Origin of the sequence: Flagellimonas spongiicola, assembly GCF_023502425.1 — a bacterium.
Lineage (GTDB): Bacteria > Bacteroidota > Bacteroidia > Flavobacteriales > Flavobacteriaceae > Flagellimonas > Flagellimonas spongiicola.
The window spans coordinates 1,335,616-1,353,346 of record NZ_JAMFMA010000001.1; the positions used below are offsets into that span (position 1 = coordinate 1,335,616).

18 protein-coding genes and 1 tRNA gene are annotated in these 17,731 nt (G+C 39.4%); 8 read left to right on the forward strand and 11 right to left on the reverse strand.

The window, feature by feature from the left end; translation table 11 throughout:
* The first annotated feature begins 77 nt into the window (after positions 1 to 77).
* On the forward strand, positions 78 to 941 hold the full coding sequence (locus M3P19_RS06245; RefSeq protein ID WP_249656774.1) for an AraC family transcriptional regulator: 864 nt from the start codon (positions 78 to 80) through the stop codon (positions 939 to 941).
* On the opposite strand, the gene murA is transcribed toward M3P19_RS06245, so the two are convergent.
* The 3 genes from murA to M3P19_RS06260 all read right to left on the reverse strand — a co-directional run bounded on the left by murA (position 942) and on the right by M3P19_RS06260 (position 3,287).
* The gene (gene murA / locus M3P19_RS06250; protein WP_249656775.1) at positions 942 to 2,249 is read right to left on the reverse strand and encodes a UDP-N-acetylglucosamine 1-carboxyvinyltransferase; all 1,308 of its coding nucleotides are present in this window, start codon (positions 2,247 to 2,249) and stop codon (positions 942 to 944) included.
* Between the two features lie 15 nt (positions 2,250 to 2,264).
* On the reverse strand, positions 2,265 to 2,918 hold the full coding sequence (locus tag M3P19_RS06255) for a DUF4290 domain-containing protein (protein ID WP_249656776.1): 654 nt from the start codon (positions 2,916 to 2,918) through the stop codon (positions 2,265 to 2,267).
* A gap of 81 nt (positions 2,919 to 2,999) precedes the next feature.
* Positions 3,000 to 3,287, reverse strand: a complete 288-nt coding sequence (locus M3P19_RS06260; protein WP_249656777.1) for a DUF493 family protein — start codon at positions 3,285 to 3,287, stop codon at positions 3,000 to 3,002.
* A gap of 88 nt (positions 3,288 to 3,375) precedes the next feature.
* On the opposite strand from M3P19_RS06260, the gene M3P19_RS06265 reads away from it, so the two are divergent.
* The 5 genes from M3P19_RS06265 (at position 3,376) to M3P19_RS06285 (ending at position 7,911) form a co-directional block, all read left to right on the forward strand.
* Positions 3,376 to 3,939: an AAA family ATPase gene (locus M3P19_RS06265; protein WP_249656778.1), complete on the forward strand. Its 564-nt coding sequence runs from the start codon at positions 3,376 to 3,378 to the stop codon at positions 3,937 to 3,939.
* Complete coding sequence (locus M3P19_RS06270) at positions 3,939 to 5,831, forward strand: RecQ family ATP-dependent DNA helicase (protein ID WP_249656779.1); 1,893 nt, start codon at positions 3,939 to 3,941, stop codon at positions 5,829 to 5,831. The genes M3P19_RS06265 and M3P19_RS06270 overlap by 1 nt, the downstream gene beginning before the upstream one ends.
* Entirely contained in the window at positions 5,815 to 6,774 is a 960-nt protein-coding gene (gene fmt / locus M3P19_RS06275; protein WP_249656780.1) for a methionyl-tRNA formyltransferase, read from the forward strand. The genes M3P19_RS06270 and fmt overlap by 17 nt, the downstream gene beginning before the upstream one ends.
* A gap of 177 nt (positions 6,775 to 6,951) precedes the next feature.
* Positions 6,952 to 7,224: an HU family DNA-binding protein gene (locus tag M3P19_RS06280; protein WP_138832494.1), complete on the forward strand. Its 273-nt coding sequence runs from the start codon at positions 6,952 to 6,954 to the stop codon at positions 7,222 to 7,224.
* A 126-nt stretch (positions 7,225 to 7,350) separates the two neighbouring features.
* The gene (locus M3P19_RS06285) at positions 7,351 to 7,911 is read left to right on the forward strand and encodes a YqgE/AlgH family protein (protein WP_249656781.1); all 561 of its coding nucleotides are present in this window, start codon (positions 7,351 to 7,353) and stop codon (positions 7,909 to 7,911) included.
* On the opposite strand, the gene M3P19_RS06290 is transcribed toward M3P19_RS06285, so the two are convergent.
* Together M3P19_RS06290 and M3P19_RS06295 are read right to left on the reverse strand one after the other, a co-directional pair.
* Positions 7,908 to 8,756, reverse strand: coding sequence for an aminotransferase class IV (locus M3P19_RS06290; RefSeq protein ID WP_249656782.1), 849 nt, complete (start codon positions 8,754 to 8,756; stop codon positions 7,908 to 7,910). The genes M3P19_RS06285 and M3P19_RS06290 overlap by 4 nt on opposite strands.
* Positions 8,757 to 8,808: 52 nt before the next feature.
* Positions 8,809 to 9,192: an START-like domain-containing protein gene (locus M3P19_RS06295; protein WP_249656783.1), complete on the reverse strand. Its 384-nt coding sequence runs from the start codon at positions 9,190 to 9,192 to the stop codon at positions 8,809 to 8,811.
* Positions 9,193 to 9,330: 138 nt separating this feature from the next.
* Here M3P19_RS06295 and M3P19_RS06300 point away from each other — a divergent pair.
* Positions 9,331 to 9,404 (forward strand) — tRNA-Met (locus M3P19_RS06300).
* Here M3P19_RS06300 and M3P19_RS06305 read toward each other — a convergent pair.
* The 6 genes from M3P19_RS06305 to M3P19_RS06330 form a co-directional block, all read right to left on the reverse strand.
* The gene (locus tag M3P19_RS06305; RefSeq protein WP_249656784.1) at positions 9,405 to 9,872 is read right to left on the reverse strand and encodes a hypothetical protein; all 468 of its coding nucleotides are present in this window, start codon (positions 9,870 to 9,872) and stop codon (positions 9,405 to 9,407) included.
* A gap of 63 nt (positions 9,873 to 9,935) precedes the next feature.
* The gene (locus M3P19_RS06310; RefSeq protein ID WP_249656785.1) at positions 9,936 to 12,377 is read right to left on the reverse strand and encodes a Plug domain-containing protein; all 2,442 of its coding nucleotides are present in this window, start codon (positions 12,375 to 12,377) and stop codon (positions 9,936 to 9,938) included.
* 50 nt (positions 12,378 to 12,427) lie between these two features.
* Positions 12,428 to 12,817: a DoxX family membrane protein gene (locus M3P19_RS06315; RefSeq protein WP_249656786.1), complete on the reverse strand. Its 390-nt coding sequence runs from the start codon at positions 12,815 to 12,817 to the stop codon at positions 12,428 to 12,430.
* 50 nt (positions 12,818 to 12,867) lie between these two features.
* A complete protein-coding gene (acs, locus tag M3P19_RS06320; RefSeq protein ID WP_249656787.1) occupies positions 12,868 to 14,775 on the reverse strand; it encodes an acetate--CoA ligase in 1,908 nt (635 codons plus the stop codon).
* Between the two features lie 163 nt (positions 14,776 to 14,938).
* Entirely contained in the window at positions 14,939 to 16,714 is a 1,776-nt protein-coding gene (locus M3P19_RS06325) for a sodium:solute symporter family protein (RefSeq protein WP_249656788.1), read from the reverse strand.
* A gap of 3 nt (positions 16,715 to 16,717) precedes the next feature.
* Positions 16,718 to 16,972: a DUF4212 domain-containing protein gene (locus tag M3P19_RS06330; RefSeq protein WP_249656789.1), complete on the reverse strand. Its 255-nt coding sequence runs from the start codon at positions 16,970 to 16,972 to the stop codon at positions 16,718 to 16,720.
* A gap of 328 nt (positions 16,973 to 17,300) precedes the next feature.
* Between M3P19_RS06330 and M3P19_RS06335 the strand changes: the two genes are divergently transcribed.
* A partial coding sequence (locus tag M3P19_RS06335) for a hypothetical protein (protein WP_249656790.1) occupies positions 17,301 to 17,731 on the forward strand: 431 nt, incomplete at its 3' end.

The window sequence follows — 17,731 nt, forward strand, 5'->3', positions numbered from 1 at the left end:
ATTTGTTTGATTTCAAAGTAACAATGAAAAAGAAGTAAAATCTTCCAATTTTATAGTACCTTACTTTTTTATACAGAATGCCACAAAATCAAACAAATAGACGCGTAGTATTTAAGCTTTCTGATATGGGTTTTTCTGGCTTTAGGGATTTTGGATATTATAACTACAATTCCGTTGAACCAGAACTTGAAGTCCATAGCCATCAGAATGTTATGGAAATATGTTATTGCCTAAGAGGGCAACAATACTATGACCTGAATGGTGAGATGGTAAAATTGAAAGGAAATGACATATTAATAGTTCCTGCAAACACGAATCACAGCACAGGAACGTATCCAGAAGATATTGGGGCACTTTATTGGCTGCAAGTAATAGTAGACCCAAAAACGACACCTTTGTGTCATTTATCAAGGGAACATTCAAAGTACTTGCTCACGGGATTGGATAAACAATCTAAAAGGGTTTTCTCAGGATCTCGCTCCTTAAAGGCAACACTGCTTAAGCTCAAAAATCTATTGGAACAGGAATTGGATACCTTGGGGAAGCTAAATGTAAGTCAGCTATTGATTCAAATACTTTTAGATACGCTGTTACTCGCCAAAAATCCACAATTAATAGTCCCTGCCGAACGCGTTATCGCGTTAGAGAGCTATATCAATGAAAATGTAAACCGCATGATTTATGTAGACGAATTGGCGAATCAAGTAAATCTCTCTACGGCCTACTTTAAATCATGGTTCAAGGAAAAACTAGGTACGTCCCCAAGGGCATACATCAATCGATTAAAAATTGAGCATGCAAAGACTGAATTGCTTCAAGCTAAATCTGTTACGGAAGTTGCTTATTCCTTAGGTTTTAGTTCTTCCCAATATTTTTCGACAACATTTAAGAAGTATGTGGGCAAATCACCAAACACTTATCGTGCCGAAATGTCCAATTGATTATACACGAACAATCTTTGCACCTATCGCCCTTAATCGCTCGTCTATATTTTCATACCCACGGTCAATTTGTTCAATATTGTTGATTGTTGAAGTACCCTTTGCAGATAATGCGGCAATCAATAGAGAGACACCTGCCCGAATATCCGGGGAAACCATTGTAGTTGCCTTCAAAGTAGATTGAAAGTTATGGCCGATAACCGTTGCTCTGTGTGGATCACATAGTATAATCTTAGCGCCCATATCAATCAATTTATCTACAAAGAACAATCGGCTTTCAAACATTTTTTGATGGATTACTACCTCGCCTTTGGCTTGGATGGCAACAACCAAAAGTATGCTCAATAAATCTGGTGTTAATCCTGGCCAAGGTGCATCCGCAATGGTAAGTATAGATCCATCTATATAGTTTTGGACCTCGTAGCCATTTTCATGTTTGGGAATAAAAATATCATCTCCACGACGTTCCAATTGGATTCCTAATTTTTGGAAGGCATTTGGAATCTGACCTAAATCATCCCAGCTCACATCGTTAATGGTCAATTCACTCTTTGTCATTGCAGCCAGACCAATCCAGCTACCAATCTCAATCATATCTGGAAGCATGGTATGCTCAGTACCTCCCAAGGATTCCACACCCTCAATCGTCAACAAATTAGACCCAATACCTGAAATTTTTGCCCCCATGCGATTAAGCATCTTACACAATTGTTGCAAGTAGGGTTCACAGGCAGCATTATAAATGGTGGTTGTCCCTTCAGCAAGCACAGCGGCCATTACAATATTGGCCGTGCCCGTTACCGAAGCTTCATCCAAAAGCATATACGTGCCCTTCAGTTTATCGGCTTCAACACCATAAAAATATTCTTCCCGGTTGTAGCGGAATTTTGCACCAAGCTTTATGAAGCCTTCAAAATGTGTATCTAATCGACGTCTGCCAATCTTATCACCTCCTGGCTTTGGAATGTAACCCTTGCCAAATCTAGCCAACAATGGGCCCACAAGCATTATTGAGCCGCGTAAACCACGACCATCCTGCTTGAATTGATCCGTTTGCAGATAATCCAAATTAATATCATCTGCTTTGAACGTATAGGTTCCCTTACCTTTTTTTTGGATTTTCACCCCTAAATCTTCCAATAGGGATATCAATTTGTTTACATCAACAATATCGGGGATGTTATTGATGGTGATTTTTTCTGCGGATAACAAAACCGCACAAAGAATTTGAAGTGCCTCATTCTTTGCTCCTTGAGGTGTGATTTCACCATGAAGTTGGTGTCCACCTTCTATCCTAAATGTACCCATGGATGACTACGGAATTTAATACCTTTTTTTACCTCTGTTGTTACGCTGACCTTTTTTGTTGCTTCCACCATTTCTGTTGGACTTAGCAAGGCGATTTTTCAAGAACTGTCCACTATCTGTCAAGTTCTCACCGCGTGGTGCCAAATCAATTTGACCGTCACTTAGTTCTTTAAGGTGTGCAAAAATGGCCTGGTCCTCCACTGTATCCTTGTTCCAGTTCAGGTAACATTTTTTCATGTGGTTGGCAATAGCATACTCCAATCCGGAACGCATATCCCCTTCTTCCCATTTAATGGCAACATCAATCATGCGTTTGATGTTATTCCCATAAAATCTATATTTCGGATGATTTTGAGGGTATTCCAATGGTTCAGGACGTTGTTGTAATGTCTCTTTTGAGGTAATTGGGAACGGCGAATCCACATCCAATTTAAAATCGGACATGATAAAAAGTTGGTCCCAAAGTTTGTGCTGAAAATCAGGTACATCCCGTAAATGAGGTTGAAGATTACCCATAACGCTGATAATGGACTTGGCTACCTTGTTCCGTTCCTCACGATCTTCAATGGAAACCGCATGATCTACCATCTTTTGGAAATGGCGCCCGTACTCAGGAATATGAAGTTTAGGACGTTCTGTATTATATTCTAAATTATCTACTGAATTCAAATTAAGTGGGTTTAATGAATTTATCAAAGGGAAGTCTCTCCTATAACGTTCGCAAAATACTAAAAATTATGGCAAATGCAGCTAGAGTGAAATGACACCTTCAATCTTGGAAACTTCCTTATACTTTTCAATAACAGCATCCGGGTTTTCCAAATGCACCGTAATTGAAATACTTGTATATGTGCCCTTCTTTGATTTTTTTGATTCAATTACGGCTCCAGTGTTATCAAAAATTGAATGTATTCGTTCAGTTTTATCTGTATCGGACGGTACAATGAACTTGTATAGATATTTAGAAGGCCATTTGGTGTTTTCCAGCAATTGCTCTTTTAGACGAGCATAAAATTCTTCGGATTTTTCTTTATCCATTACACAAGTTTTTGCAAAGATATGGCTTAGTTGGTAATTTTTTTTCCTTAACCCTATTTCATTACTTTGTGCCTAGAATTATTACGTATTGAAGAACCATAAAGTCGTTATAACGGGAGCACCGGGTACTGGTAAAACATCCATCATCAATGGGCTGGCAGCATATGGGCATCATTGTTTCCATGAAATTATAAGGGATATGACCTCCAAGGCAAAAAAAGAAGGAGAGCCGGATACATTCATATCGAATCCCCTGGTATTTGTTGATGATGCCATGCAGTTCAATAAGGATCTATTAGAAGGAAGAACCAATCATTATATAAACTCCTTGGATCTTAAGGCTCCTATTTCTTTTTTTGATCGTGGTATCCCAGATGTATTGGCCTATATGGATTTCTTTGATCAATCTTATGGCGAAGACTTTATTCAAGCTTGCAAAGATCATCCATATGATTCGGTGTTCATCGTTCCACCGTGGCGCGAAATTTATGTTTCTGACAATGAACGGTTAGAGTCCTTTGAAGAAGCAGAGCAGATACATGATGCCTTAATGAAGACGTATACAAGTTTTGGTTATGATCCCATTCTTGTACCAAAAGATCCAATAGACAAAAGAGTTTCGTTTGTTTTAGATCAAATCAAATCCAATTAGTGCTAAAAGATACCAAGACCATCTTAAAAAAATATTGGGGACACAATTCTTTCAGAGGTTCCCAGGAGGATATCATCAACACGGTGATTTCCGGTCATGATGTTTTAGCCCTAATGCCAACCGGTGGGGGAAAATCGATTTGCTATCAAGTTCCGGGCCTTATGCTTCCAGGAATTTGCATTGTGGTATCACCCCTGGTGGCCTTGATTCAGGATCAAGTCCGTCAATTAAAAGAAAAGGGGATAAAAGCCATTGCATTAACAGGTGGAATTCCGTTTTCAGAACTGAACGACCTATTGGACAATTGTATCTATGGAAATTATCAGTTTTTGTATTTATCCCCAGAACGTCTACAACAAGAAATAGTCCAAAACCGTATCCATGAAATGAACATCAATTTAATTGCGATTGATGAAGCACATTGCATTTCGCAATGGGGAAACGATTTTAGACCAGCCTATTTGGAATGTGCCGTTTTACGCGAACTTGCACCAGGTACTCCCTTTATTGCACTGACCGCAACAGCAACTCCACGTGTGGTTGATGATGTATTGGAGAACCTCCAAATGAATCAACCCCAAATCTATAAAGACTCGTTCTCTAGGGACAATATCAGTTTTCGAGTAAAAAAAACGGAAGACAAAAATTATCAACTGAAACGTATCCTTGAGCAGGTCAGTGGGAGTTCCATTGTTTATGTACGTTCCCGAAAAATGACCATAAACTTATCTACCTTTTTGCACAAGTTTGGCGTGTCATCTACCTTTTACCATGGTGGAATTCCAAAAGAAGAAAAAACAAAGAAACTAAACAAATGGTTATCTGGTGAAGTACAGTGTATTGTGGCAACCAATGCCTTCGGTATGGGCGTGGACAAAGCCAACGTCCGATGTGTTGTACATTATCAAATTCCTGATAGTATTGAGAGTTATTTTCAAGAAGCAGGAAGGGCAGGAAGGGATGGTAAAACTGCTGAAGCTGTATTAATAATAAACCAAGAAGATGCCTCTAAGGCAGAACAACAATTTATCGCCTCACTACCAGATGTACCATTTGTAAAAGATCTCTATTTGAAATTGAACAATTACTTTCAAATTTCATTCGGGGAATCAACTTCTGAACCCTTGGTATTCAAATTCAACAATTTTTGCGATCGTTACGGACTCAATCCTAATTTGACCTATAATGGATTACGAATACTCGACCAAAATTCGATACTATCACTTTCAGAAAATTTTTCAGAGAAAGTCAGCCTACAGTTTGTTGCCTCAAGAAATGGAATTTTCCAATATTTGAGCGCCAATGAAACGGATGCCCCAATTATACAAACCATATTACGAACGTACGGGGGAATAACAGATTACGATACAAAAATCAATTTGGGTTTGATTACCAAAAAAACAGGGAAACCCGAGTTGGTTATCAAAAAGGTTTTAGAGCGGCTTCAATTAGACGGCGTAGCCAACTATGAATGCGTAGAAAGCGACCTGGAAATTCAATTTCTTGTTCCTAGAGAAGACGATAGAGCTATTAACCCCATTGCTACAAACATTCAGGAACTGAACAAGGTAAAACAGGACAACTTGGTTGCAATGCTGGCGTATGTAAACAATACGAAAAGGTGCAGAAGTAACTTTATTTTGAGTTATTTCGGTGAAAGTCCTAAGAATGATTGCGGGACATGCGATATTTGCATCAAGGACCATTCAAATCCTACAAAAAAACTTAAGGAACTAATTCTTGAAGCATTGAGAGCAGAACCCATGAGTTCTCGGCAATTGGAAAATGAACTAGCTACAACGGCTGGTTCACTCTTGACGTCACTAAAAGAGCTTCTCGAAGAAGAAAGAATTAGAATGAACTCGAAAAACGAATATGAAATTGACAACTAGACCTTTACGAATAGTTTTTATGGGCACTCCGGATTTTGCGGTTGCAAGTCTAAAAGCGTTAATAGAGGCCAATTTAGAGGTAGTTGGGGTGATTACTGCTCCGGATAGACCGGCAGGTCGAGGCCGAAAACTCCAAGCATCGGCGGTCAAGGAATTTGCACTATCACAGCAATTAAAGGTTTTACAACCCACTAATTTAAAGGATGAGGGTTTTGTCAACGCGCTTCGTGAACTTAATGCCAATTTACAAGTTGTAGTAGCATTTCGTATGCTTCCAGAGGTAGTTTGGCGTATGCCTGAATATGGCACGTTTAATTTACATGCCTCATTATTACCACAATATCGTGGAGCAGCGCCAATTAACTGGGCGATCATCAATGGTGAAACAGAGACTGGTGTGACTACTTTTTTCATCGATGATAAAATAGATACTGGAGGTATCATCATGCAACGAACAGAACCCATTCACCCAGATGATAATGCAGGCACATTGCATGACCGTCTAATGTTGACCGGTGCCAAGCTAGTAGTGGAAACTTGTAAGCAAATTGAGGGCAGCAACGTAAAAAGTATAGCTCAAAAGGAAGTTCCGACATTGAAACCTGCACATAAAATCCATAGAAACACCTGTCAGATAAATTGGAATGATGACTTGGTCAACATCCATAATCACATACGTGGATTAAGCCCCTACCCTGCTGCATGGTGTTACTTTATGAATGAAGGTAAAGAAGACACTATCAAAATTTTCAAAACTGAGAAGGAATTGGCAAATCACGCATTGGAAACTGGTCAGCTTTTGGTTGAAAACAATCGACTAAAAGTTGCAGTAACAGATGGTTATCTCCATTTGTTGGAAATACAATTACCCGGAAAGCGTAGAATGGAAGTTAAAGCATTGCTCAATGGATTAAATTTGGATAAAGATGCGCATCTTCGCTAAACCCTTATTATTACTAGGCTGACAAAATCTGCTCCTTTTCCATCCACTTTATCAACAAACATTTCAAGTTATCAACAAAAAGCTCACTTTCCCTAGGTTTTACTTGCGTTTGAGGCAAATCCGTATAAATTTGTTCAGCATTAAAATTATTTTAACAACAATTAATTTAATTCCATTATGAACAAAACAGAATTAATCGATGCTATGGCAGCCGATGCTGGCATCACTAAGGCAGCAGCCAAAAAAGCATTGGAATCTTTCTTGGGGAACGTAGAGGGATCACTTAAAAAAGGAAACAGAGTTTCTTTAGTAGGATTTGGATCTTGGTCAGTATCTAAGAGAAATGCAAGAGAAGGTAGAAATCCACAAACTGGACAAACTATCCAAATTGCGGCAAAGAACGTTGTGAAGTTCAAAGCTGGAGCTGAATTGAGCGGCTCTGTAAACTAATCAGATAGGTTATACAATATACAGAAGCACTTCCATTCGGAAGTGCTTTTTTAGTTTAGGCCCTTCCTTAGGTTTTTTGTAGTTAACCAATATTATATTACATTTAATTAACGAGTAGCTATTTAAATGGTAAGCTTAAAACCCATAAAAGGAAGGTTGTTGGTCGCGGAACCGGCTCTTACGGGAGATGTTTCCTTTAACAGGTCCGTGGTCCTTTTGGCAGAACATAATCACGAAGGTTCTGTTGGGTTTATTCTAAACAAACCATTGGATTACAATATTTGTGATCTTATTTCTGAAATCACAATTCCCTTCAAAGTCTTTAATGGGGGTCCTGTTGAGCAGGATAATCTGTATTTTATCCACAAAGTTCCTGAGTTAATTGATGACAGCATCGAAATTTCCGACGGTATCTACTGGGGCGGGAATTTTGAAAAAACCGTTGAACTCATCAACAGTGGAACAATAACCGAACAGGACATCCGGTTTTTCTTGGGCTATTCAGGCTGGGGTACAGATCAATTGGACAATGAATTATCTTCTAAATCTTGGGTAGTGGTTCAAAATGAATACGAAAGTGGTATTCTGGAAAAAAGTTCCAATGCCTTTTGGAAAGAAAAAATGGTAGAACTGGGGGGTGATTATTTATTATGGTCCAATTCTCCTGAAAACCCCTCATTAAACTAAGATTCCAATCGGGCCTTGGCATTGAGTTTACCGAGTAAAGATTTGGCCATTGAATTCCCATATTCTTTTTTACGATATTTTGAGATGGTAACTATTCCTTGGATACTATTGGTAAGGAACATTTCATCCGCTTTTTGAAGTTCAAACGGAGAAATTGATGATTCCGCTAATTCCAATTCTTCACTGGCCTCAATAACGTCCATGACTTTTTTTCTAGCAATCCCATTTAAACAGCCGTCTTGTAAAGGAGGCGTTTTGATGGTTTTCCCATTAACAATAAACAAATTCCCATTGATGCCTTCCACAACTTGTTTGTCGTTGTTGATGAGCAAACAATTATTGTAACCATTTTCTTTGGCAAAAACACTACCCACAACATTCAAAATCTTGTTCGTGGTCTTTAAATTGGACAACATATCCTTGTTCACATAATAATCCTTGAACAGTTCAACTTCGTAAGGGCCATCGTTCAAAAGATAAAATGAAGCATCCATTGAAACGGCTTCAATAAGATAAGAAACGTTGTTGCTCAATGGATTGTATAGTCCACCATCATTTCGGAAAACGGTTATGCGTACTCGCACAGGACCATCCTCCAATCCATTCTTTTGTACTGTTCTTTTAATTTCTGATTCCAAGAACTCCAAGGTGAATTCCATAGGGATTTCCATACGGAGAATCCGCATTGAAGCCATTAACCTAAAGTAATGGTCTTCCCAAAAAAAAATGGTCCCTGCTACAAAGCGAACCGATTCAAATAGCGCATCGCCATACTTAAAGCCTCTATTTTCAGCGCTTAAGATGTCTTCCTGTTTGGCAACGAGTTTGCCATTAAAATTCACCATAAAAAAAGTCCCGATTAAATCGGGACCAAAGATACGTTATACTTCAGAATCCCTATTTGGAACCTAGCACTTGTTTTAAATCCGATACTTGATTTTCCCAAAGCATTTTTGCCTCATCCACTTCATCTTCCTCTGCAAAATCGGTAATAAACAAGCTAACATCTTTGGTTATCTCATCCACGATGATGCGCATTTCAAAAAAACTATCGTCTTCATTGTCTTCCCATGCAAACTTTACAAATTCATCACTTTTGCGCTTCAACATTTTAGCGTCTTCCTCTGCTCCATCCCAAATAAAGGTGAATTTTTCGCTACGCGAATTCACATTGTCCGCATACCATTCGGACAATCCAGAGGGAGTGGATATATATTGGTAAAGCAACTGGGGGGACGCTTGAATTACAAACTCTATTTCAAATTTAACCTTATCGCTCATTTAGTGTTCTATTTTTCCTTTTCAAAAATCATTCTATGGTTTGGGAAGATATAAAAATAAATATCAAATAATAAATTAAAATGAATTTTGATTCAGCAAAAATTAAACTTTATATTTGCACCCGCAAAACCGCATTTTGGCGAGGTAGCTCAGGTGGTTAGAGCGCAGGATTCATAACCCTGAGGTCGGGAGTTCAAGTCTCCCTCTCGCTACTACAAAACCCTATTTTTTACGAAATAGGGTTTTTTTGTGTCTTGACTTTCAGTGATTTGGAATCGCTGTAAATGGGTATAGGAAAAATTCAAGGATATCTGATGCTTGTTTTTGGGGCCGCCGTTTTCGAAATCAAAAAACAATCTATCGCTTTCTATCTCAATATGTCCGCTATGTAAAGGACTAGGGATTTGCTCCATAATCCCGCGATAAAATGGCAATGGTCCAGGTACTTTAAACGAAAAACAAAACCCAAAAACGGTCTCATCTGTTATTTCTAACTGCAAATTTGGACTTTCTGGAATCTTGTGAACAAACAAAATGGAATTGTATTTGAGCGTTCGCTTAAAAAATTCACCTCGATTGTAGAGGCGTATCTCAAGATTGGCAAATAACAGTTCTAGGGAATTTTGGTTGGTATCCTCAGCATAGCATCTGATGCTATCCAAGACATCGGAATTCAACATAACCTATTCTAATTTTAGTTAGGGGTTATGCTGAAATGGGGGTTGCAATTTAGTGAATTCGATTTAATGCTCTTGTAATTCGTTTGCTCCAATAATGCTCAAATAAGTTCCCGGTTGTCCATTATCACTTAAAGCTTCAATATTTATCTGAAGGTTTTTTGCGATATCTGAATTGAAGAATCTTATAGTGGCTTTACCGTGTTCATCCGTTCGCAGCATAGGATTCCAATACAAGGTTGCCCGATAATCGGTAACATCTTTCAAACCACGCTCCGTATCATATCTGGGGTTATAAAACTCTTTCCCTGCTGAATGCAACATCATATCTGTTGCTGTGGATAACGGTCTTCGGTTGGGATTCGGTCCTATTTTGGTATAAATTAAAAAAACACCATTTGAACCATTAAGTCCATAAATACCTGTTGAATTTCTTCTCCGGTCTAAAAATTCCACCCGTTCCACTGATTGTACAGCTATATGGGCAATCGCCCTTGGCACTCCACCAATAACTTCTGGAATGTTTGAGCCTATTATTGAATCCCTTGACCCTATCCTAGGCATTGGCTGACCATCTACAACCCAAAGTGGACCATTGCGTGGACTGGTTATATTATAAATATTTACCCCTGGAATATTGTTTATCAAATCTGTAAGCGTTACAGAATTTGGAAAATCCTTTGCATATACCACCCGATCTGGTTCTATGCCGTAATTTGATGGACGGGTCCATTCTTTTTTTGTAACCCTATCGGCAGAAACACTGACTTCATCCAAGTTTATTATACCCTCCAACGAGGTAATTGAATTTGCTCTGCTCCGAAGGTTCGCCATATCCAAATAATTCAATTCCCGCTTTTCACGTTCAGAGGGAATGAAATCAAATACAGGCGATGGTAACTCTTTAGGGTTTTCATTGAGTTTAATCCTTGAAAACTGGAGTTTTCCCCTTTCATTATAAGCATTAAACACAAATTGCGCCTTTCCGGACACATTTATACCATCAAACGTGAAGCGTCCAAAATTATCCGTTGTGAACGCATATTCCGCAAGATTGGTTTGAGATTGCGCAATTACATTAAATTCAGTATTCCGGAGTAATTGTTTACTATTCCCATATGCTGTTCCGGAAATTGACTCACCTGCAACGAATGTGTATGCCGGTTCTTCTGAAAACCCAGCTTTCATTTTATCCCAATTGTAATTGCGCCAACCATGGGTAAGCATGACCAAATCCAGCTCATATTGGGTGGTCCTCGTTCTGTCTTTGAATAATTTGGCTGGTTGATATATGTGACCTTTCAAATCGGATTGAAGCAATAGATGTGTCAAAATATTGGCTGAACTTTCTTCCTTGGAAACTTGGTTTACATCTGAAACTGCGATTGAAAAATCCGTTTCCACTGGAGTTCCTTGCACATTTTTAATAACCACATCCAATACAATCTCTTCCCTTTCCGAAAAACTCGAGTTATTGGTATAGGAGGAAATTTGAAGCCCTTCATGGTTGTTCACAAAAGTAATCCGCTCACACTGGGGAGTCCACTCATCATCTAACAACGTTAAAGTAAACACACCACTGGGAAGTTGCTCGGTAGGAATTTCCAAGGTGTATTGATTTTCCATTTCAAAGTTAAAAGTACCTTCAAAGTACCGTTTCCCTCTAGATGTTCCTATTAAATGAAATGATTTGTGCAACAACAGGGATGTTGCCTGCACTTGTACCACAATTTTGTCCAAACCTCTTTTGACTACCGCCAGAGTATACCCAGCATTGGAAATTTGTGGAAAATCAAAAACTGCTCCATTGGCCAAAACAGCGCGGTAATTTGTATTGCCATCGGGTTCCAAATAAAAAATTCCTGCTCCTCTGGAAACCGTTGCAAGATTCGCAACAATGGTACCATTTGAATCTTCGAGAACGCCATCAATAATTGCATCATAGCCTTTACTACCTATAGCTTTAAAGGCGACTTTGGATCGTAGGCCATTTATCAGTCTACCGCCTTCAGGAAAAAACTGAAGGTCAACTTTGTGCACTTCCGAACTTACTGCATTGGAATCTTTTCCTCCCAAAACGTAAATGTTCTTTTTAAAAAAGAACTCTTGCGGAGCATTTCGCATCCAATTGGAATAGGAGCGAATTTGATAGGTCCCTGGAGGTAGTTTATGAGAAATATTCAAGGACCCTTGCCCCCTACCATTCATCAACTGTATGGTCTGGGATTTTAATAGTTCATCCTTATCATCAATAAGGTCTATATGGAGTACTGCACTTTTTTGCGAATGGAAATGATTTGATCCCAGCACAGTATAGGCACTAAACCAGATATCTTCCCCCGGTGCCACAATTTCCTTATCCAACTGCAAATACACTTTTTCAATAGGATTATTTTGAAAATAGGTATCAACAGCTTTAATAAAAGAGGATGTTTTGGAATCTTGGGCACTACCGCTCCAAGTGAAACAAATAAGTAGACAAATTGCAAGTGCAGGAAGTAATCGCATATCAACTTAATTTAAAAGTTGATTACGTGGCTTACCAATTGAAAATCAACTTATTTCGTAATTAAAGTTAAGATATTTCTGACTTGATTCCAATACAGTTTCAATAGTATTATGCAGCAGACAAACACAACAACGGCTAAATAAAATAGCAATCCTCCATCTCCTTGGACTTCTATACCCAAGCTGGTCAAATGAAAGAAGATTGCGCCGGAAATGACACCAACGCCCATTAATGCCCCGAGTCCTACGGTTCTTGGCAACAAAAGCAAAATGCTGGCAATCAATTCTGCCACACCACTGCCAAACCGACCCCATGGTTCCATTCCTACTTGCTCAAAAATGTAGATACTTTCAGGTGCCCCTGTGAATTTAAAAAACAAGGTTTGAAGTAAAATTAAGGCTGCTGCAAGTCGCAGAATCCAGGATATAATGTTTTTCATGATGTAATGGTTTGTTGCTATTGGTCAGCAAAAACCCATCATTCCTTACATCACAGGCTTTCTTTCATAATCAAATCAACCACTTCCGGATTCAGTAAAGTGGATATATCCCCTAGATTTCCAGTATCCTTGGATGCAATTTTTCTTAAAATCCGACGCATTATTTTTCCGCTTCGCGTCTTAGGTAATCCAGGCACAAACTGGATTTTGTCCAATTTGGCAATTGGTCCAATATGCTCCGTAATCATCTGATTGACCTCTTTTTTAAGGTTATCACGGTCTCTGGATTCACCCGTTTCCTTCAATATGATGTAGCCATACAACGCATTTCCCTTTATATCGTGAGGAAAGCCCACAATAGCGGATTCAGCAACCGCAGGATGCTCATTGATGGCATCTTCTATAGGCGCAGTACCCAAATTATGTCCAGATACAATAATAACATCATCTACTCTACCAGTTATTCGGTAATAGCCAACTTCATCTCTAAGGGCCCCATCTCCAGTAAAATATTTGCCTTCAAATGCCGAGAAATAGGTGTCTTTATAGCGCTGATGATCACCCCAAATTGTTCTTGCGATAGACGGCCAAGGGAATTTTATACATAATCTTCCATCTACTTGATTGCCTTTGATTTCTTTCCCATTTTCGTCCATTAGTGCAGGCTGCACGCCAGGCATGGGTAAAGTCGCATAGGTGGGTTTTGTTGGTGTGGAGAAGGGAATTGGTGAGACTAAAACTCCGCCAGTTTCCGTTTGCCACCAGGTATCAACAATTGGGCATTTTTTCTCACCTACGTGATCGTTGTACCAATGCCATGCTTCTTCGTTTATGGGTTCGCCAACAGTTCCGAGTACTTTCAAACTTGACAAATCATACTTGGTGACAAAATCAAGATTTTCCTTTGCCAATGCGCGAATGGCAGTTGGTGCTGTATAAAACTGAGTCACCTTATGTTTCTGAACTACTTCCCAAAACCGACCAAAATCGGGATAGGAAGGAACACCTTCGAACATAACAGTAGTAGCACCATTTGCCAATGGACCATAGACGATATAGGAATGCCCCGTAATCCATCCAATATCAGCTGTACACCAATAAATATCATTCTCTCGATATTGGAAAACGTTTTTAAAGGTAAAGGCCGTGTAGACCATATAGCCTGCAGTGGTATGCATCATTCCTTTTGGCCTTCCAGTGGATCCCGATGTATATAAAATGAACAACGGGTCCTCAGCTTCCATGATTTCCGCAGGAAAGTCTGAATATGCTTTTTCCAAAAGAGGTTCCAACCAATGGTCCCTGCCCTCTTCCATATGAATTGTTGCACCCGTCCTCTTAGCAACTAAAACTGTTTCCACTCCAGGGCATTGTGTCAAAGCTTCGTCAACTATCCCTTTTAAATCGATGGTTTTGGCACCACGATAAGATCCGTCTGAAGCTATAACCATTTTGGCCTCGCAGTCATTTATCCTTGTGGCCAATGCCGTACTGGAAAAGCCGGCAAAAACAACGGAATGTACTGCACCTATTCTAGCACATGCTAAAACAGAAATAGCCAATTCTGGAATCATGGGGAGGTAAATAACCACTCGATCTCCCTTTTTTATGCCATTATCTTTTAAAACGTTGGCAAATTTGCACACACGCTCATGTAATTGTCTATATGTAATATGTTCTGCCGCTTCATTTGGGTCATTGGGTTCAAATAAAATAGCGGTTTTGTTTCCTCGAATGTGTAGATGCCTATCAATACAATTTTCGGTAATATTCAATTGTGCACCATCAAACCATTTGATCTCCGGTTTTGAAAAATCCCAATCCAATACAGAGTCCCATTTTTTTCTCCACACAAAATGTTCTTCTGCTACTTCTTCCCAAAATTCTTCTGGATTTCTAACTGATTTTCTGTAAACCTGAAAGTACTCTTCCAAGTTTTTGATATGGTAATTGCTCATGAGGGTGGTTTAGTTAATTCCGAACTTTAAAAATAGCAAAAAAGATGGCGATTGCTTCGTGTACAAGAATTTATCGACCTAGGTGATATGTACAACTTTGAGCTACCAATCAGCGTCGACGAATGACTCAGCTGTTTTTAAGAAAGTTCCTCGAACAAACCCTTTAATGGTTCATAGCCTCACCTGCGCCACTTGGAATACGGATATCTTCCACAATTTGCTGAACACTATCCGGTGGTGCCGCTGTAAATCTTGAAATTAATAGCGCTACGGCAAAATTTACCAGCATACCCACCGTGCCGAATCCTTCAGGTGAAATCCCAAACCACCAGTTTTCGGGTGTGTTTGTCTCTGGGTCTCCGATCCATCCCAATTTAAATCGCGCAATGTAATAAGTTGTGATTCCTAATCCAGCTATCATTCCTGATATGGCTCCCTCCCGGTTCATCCGTTTACTGAAAATACCCATTACGATTGCAGGGAAAAATGATGAGGCAGCCAAACCAAAGGCCAATGCCACAACAGAAGCTACAAAGCCTGGTGGGTTGATACCAAAATAACCAGCAACAATCACGGCCAAAACAGCTGAAAGACGTGCTATTAGAAGCTCCCGTTTATCAGAAATATCTTTAGCAAATTGTTTTTTGATCAAATCATGGGAAATTGAAGTGGAAATTACCAATAATAAACCTGCTGCTGTTGAAAGAGCAGCGGCCAAACCACCAGCGGCAACCAAAGCAATAACCCAATTCGGTAAATTGGCAATTTCCGGATTGGCCAACACTGTAATATCGCGGTCCACATAAAGCTCGTTTGCAGACGCACTGGCATTGGATATCAATCGTTCCCCTGAGGTGCCTTTTCCTTCAACAAATAGTGGCTTTTTGCCCTCTATTGCCGATCCTGGCAAATACTGGATTTTACCATCATTGTTTTTGTCAGACCATGCAATCAAACCCGTGTCCTCCCACTTGGTAAACCAAGCTGGAATTTCAGAATAAGGCGTGTCTTCCACTGTCTCCATCAGATTAGTACGTGCAAAAACTGCAATTGCTGGTGCTGTAGTGTAAAGAATGGCTATGAACAACAAGGCATATCCTGCAGACTGACGCGCATCTTTTACTTTTGGGACCGTAAAAAATCGAATAATAACATGAGGTAATCCCGCTGTACCCAACATTAAGGCCGCAGTAATGAAAAAGACATCCGTCATTGATTTAGAACCATCCGTGTAGGCGGTAAAACCTAAATCAGTCATTAACCCGTCCAGTTTGTCCAACAGATACACACCGTCTTCACCTGCACTTCCAAAACCTAATTGTGGAATAGGGTTTCCTGTAGCCAAAATGGAGATAAATATTGCCGGTACCATAAAGGCAAAAATGAGCACACAATATTGGGCAACTTGTGTATAAGTGATGCCCTTCATGCCTCCAAGAAAGGCGTAAAACAACACCACGGTCATACCAATGTATACCCCAGTATTTACCTCAACGTCCAAAAATCTTGAAAACACAACCCCAACGCCACGCATTTGGCCAGCAACATAGGTGAATGATACAAACAATGCTGCAATCACTGCCACGGTTCGCGCTATATTGGAATAATAACGATCACCTATGAAATCTGGAACCGTAAATTTTCCAAATTTTCTCAAATATGGAGCTAATAACAGCGCTAATAGCACATAGCCGCCTGTCCACCCCATAAGGTACACCGAGCCATCATAACCTGAAAAGGCAATGATTCCAGCCATACCCAAAAAGGATGCCGCAGACATCCAATCAGCTGCGGTTGCCAACCCATTGGCCAAAGGAGATACTCCACCTCCTGCAACGTAAAACTCTTTTGTTGATCCCGCACGTGACCAGATGGCAATACCAATATATAGTGCAAAAGTGATTCCTACGATAATGAAAGTCCAAGTCTGAATACCCATAGCTTATTCGTTTACGTTGTATTTTTTATCCAATTTGTTCATCAATCGGACGTAAACAAAAATGAGCACAACGAACACATAAATGGAGCCTTGCTGCGCAAACCAAAAGCCTAGTTTAAAACCTCCCAGACGAATGGTGTTGAGCTCTTCTACTAACAGAATTCCAAATCCGTATGAGACCAGGAACCATATTGCTAAGAGTATTGAGAGATATTTCAGGTTTTCTTTCCAGTATTTTTTGCGGGCATTTAGGTCCATTAGTTGGTTTTCATGGAAAGATATGAAAAACGAACGTATGCTTAAAATACACTTTGAAACAAGAAGTGAAATCAAAATTACTAAGCCACAAATAAAGATTCAATTCAATCTAATCAATCTTCATTTTTCATACCAAGCCAAAGCAATTTTGGAATTGTTCAATTTGATTAAATGCGATGGAAAATGAGGTATGGGAAAAAATATTGTCAAAATGTGTGCATTTCATCGAATATTTTCGACCAATCGTCGTTTATCAAGAGGAAAAGTATAACCTTTAATAGAGTTACTGTTTCCCACAACTAAAGAAAAACCTCAGCGAAAAAACCAAATGCTATTTAGAAAAATTACCCCTTGCTTATTACTATTTTTTGGTGTCTTTTTTTCGAACGCCCAACAATCAATTGATGGGTTCACCTTGATGAATGCCGATACTGATTCCCCGATTACTGAGTTAACCAACGATATTCAAATAAATTCTCAAGATCTCGCAGGTGTTAACCTTAATATTCGTGCTAACACTAATCCGCAATTGGTTGGTAGTGTGCTATTAACATTAAGCGGACAGGTAGCTGCCTCACGGAATGAAAATGTCGCACCTTATGCTCTATTTGGTGATATCTCCGGTGACTATCTTCCAGGAAATTTACCTTTAGGTTCTTATGTGTTATCTGCAACCCCATTTACCGGTGCCAACCAAACTGGAACAGCAGGAGATTCCCGCACTATTCAATTTTCCATAGTTATACCAAATCCAAACCT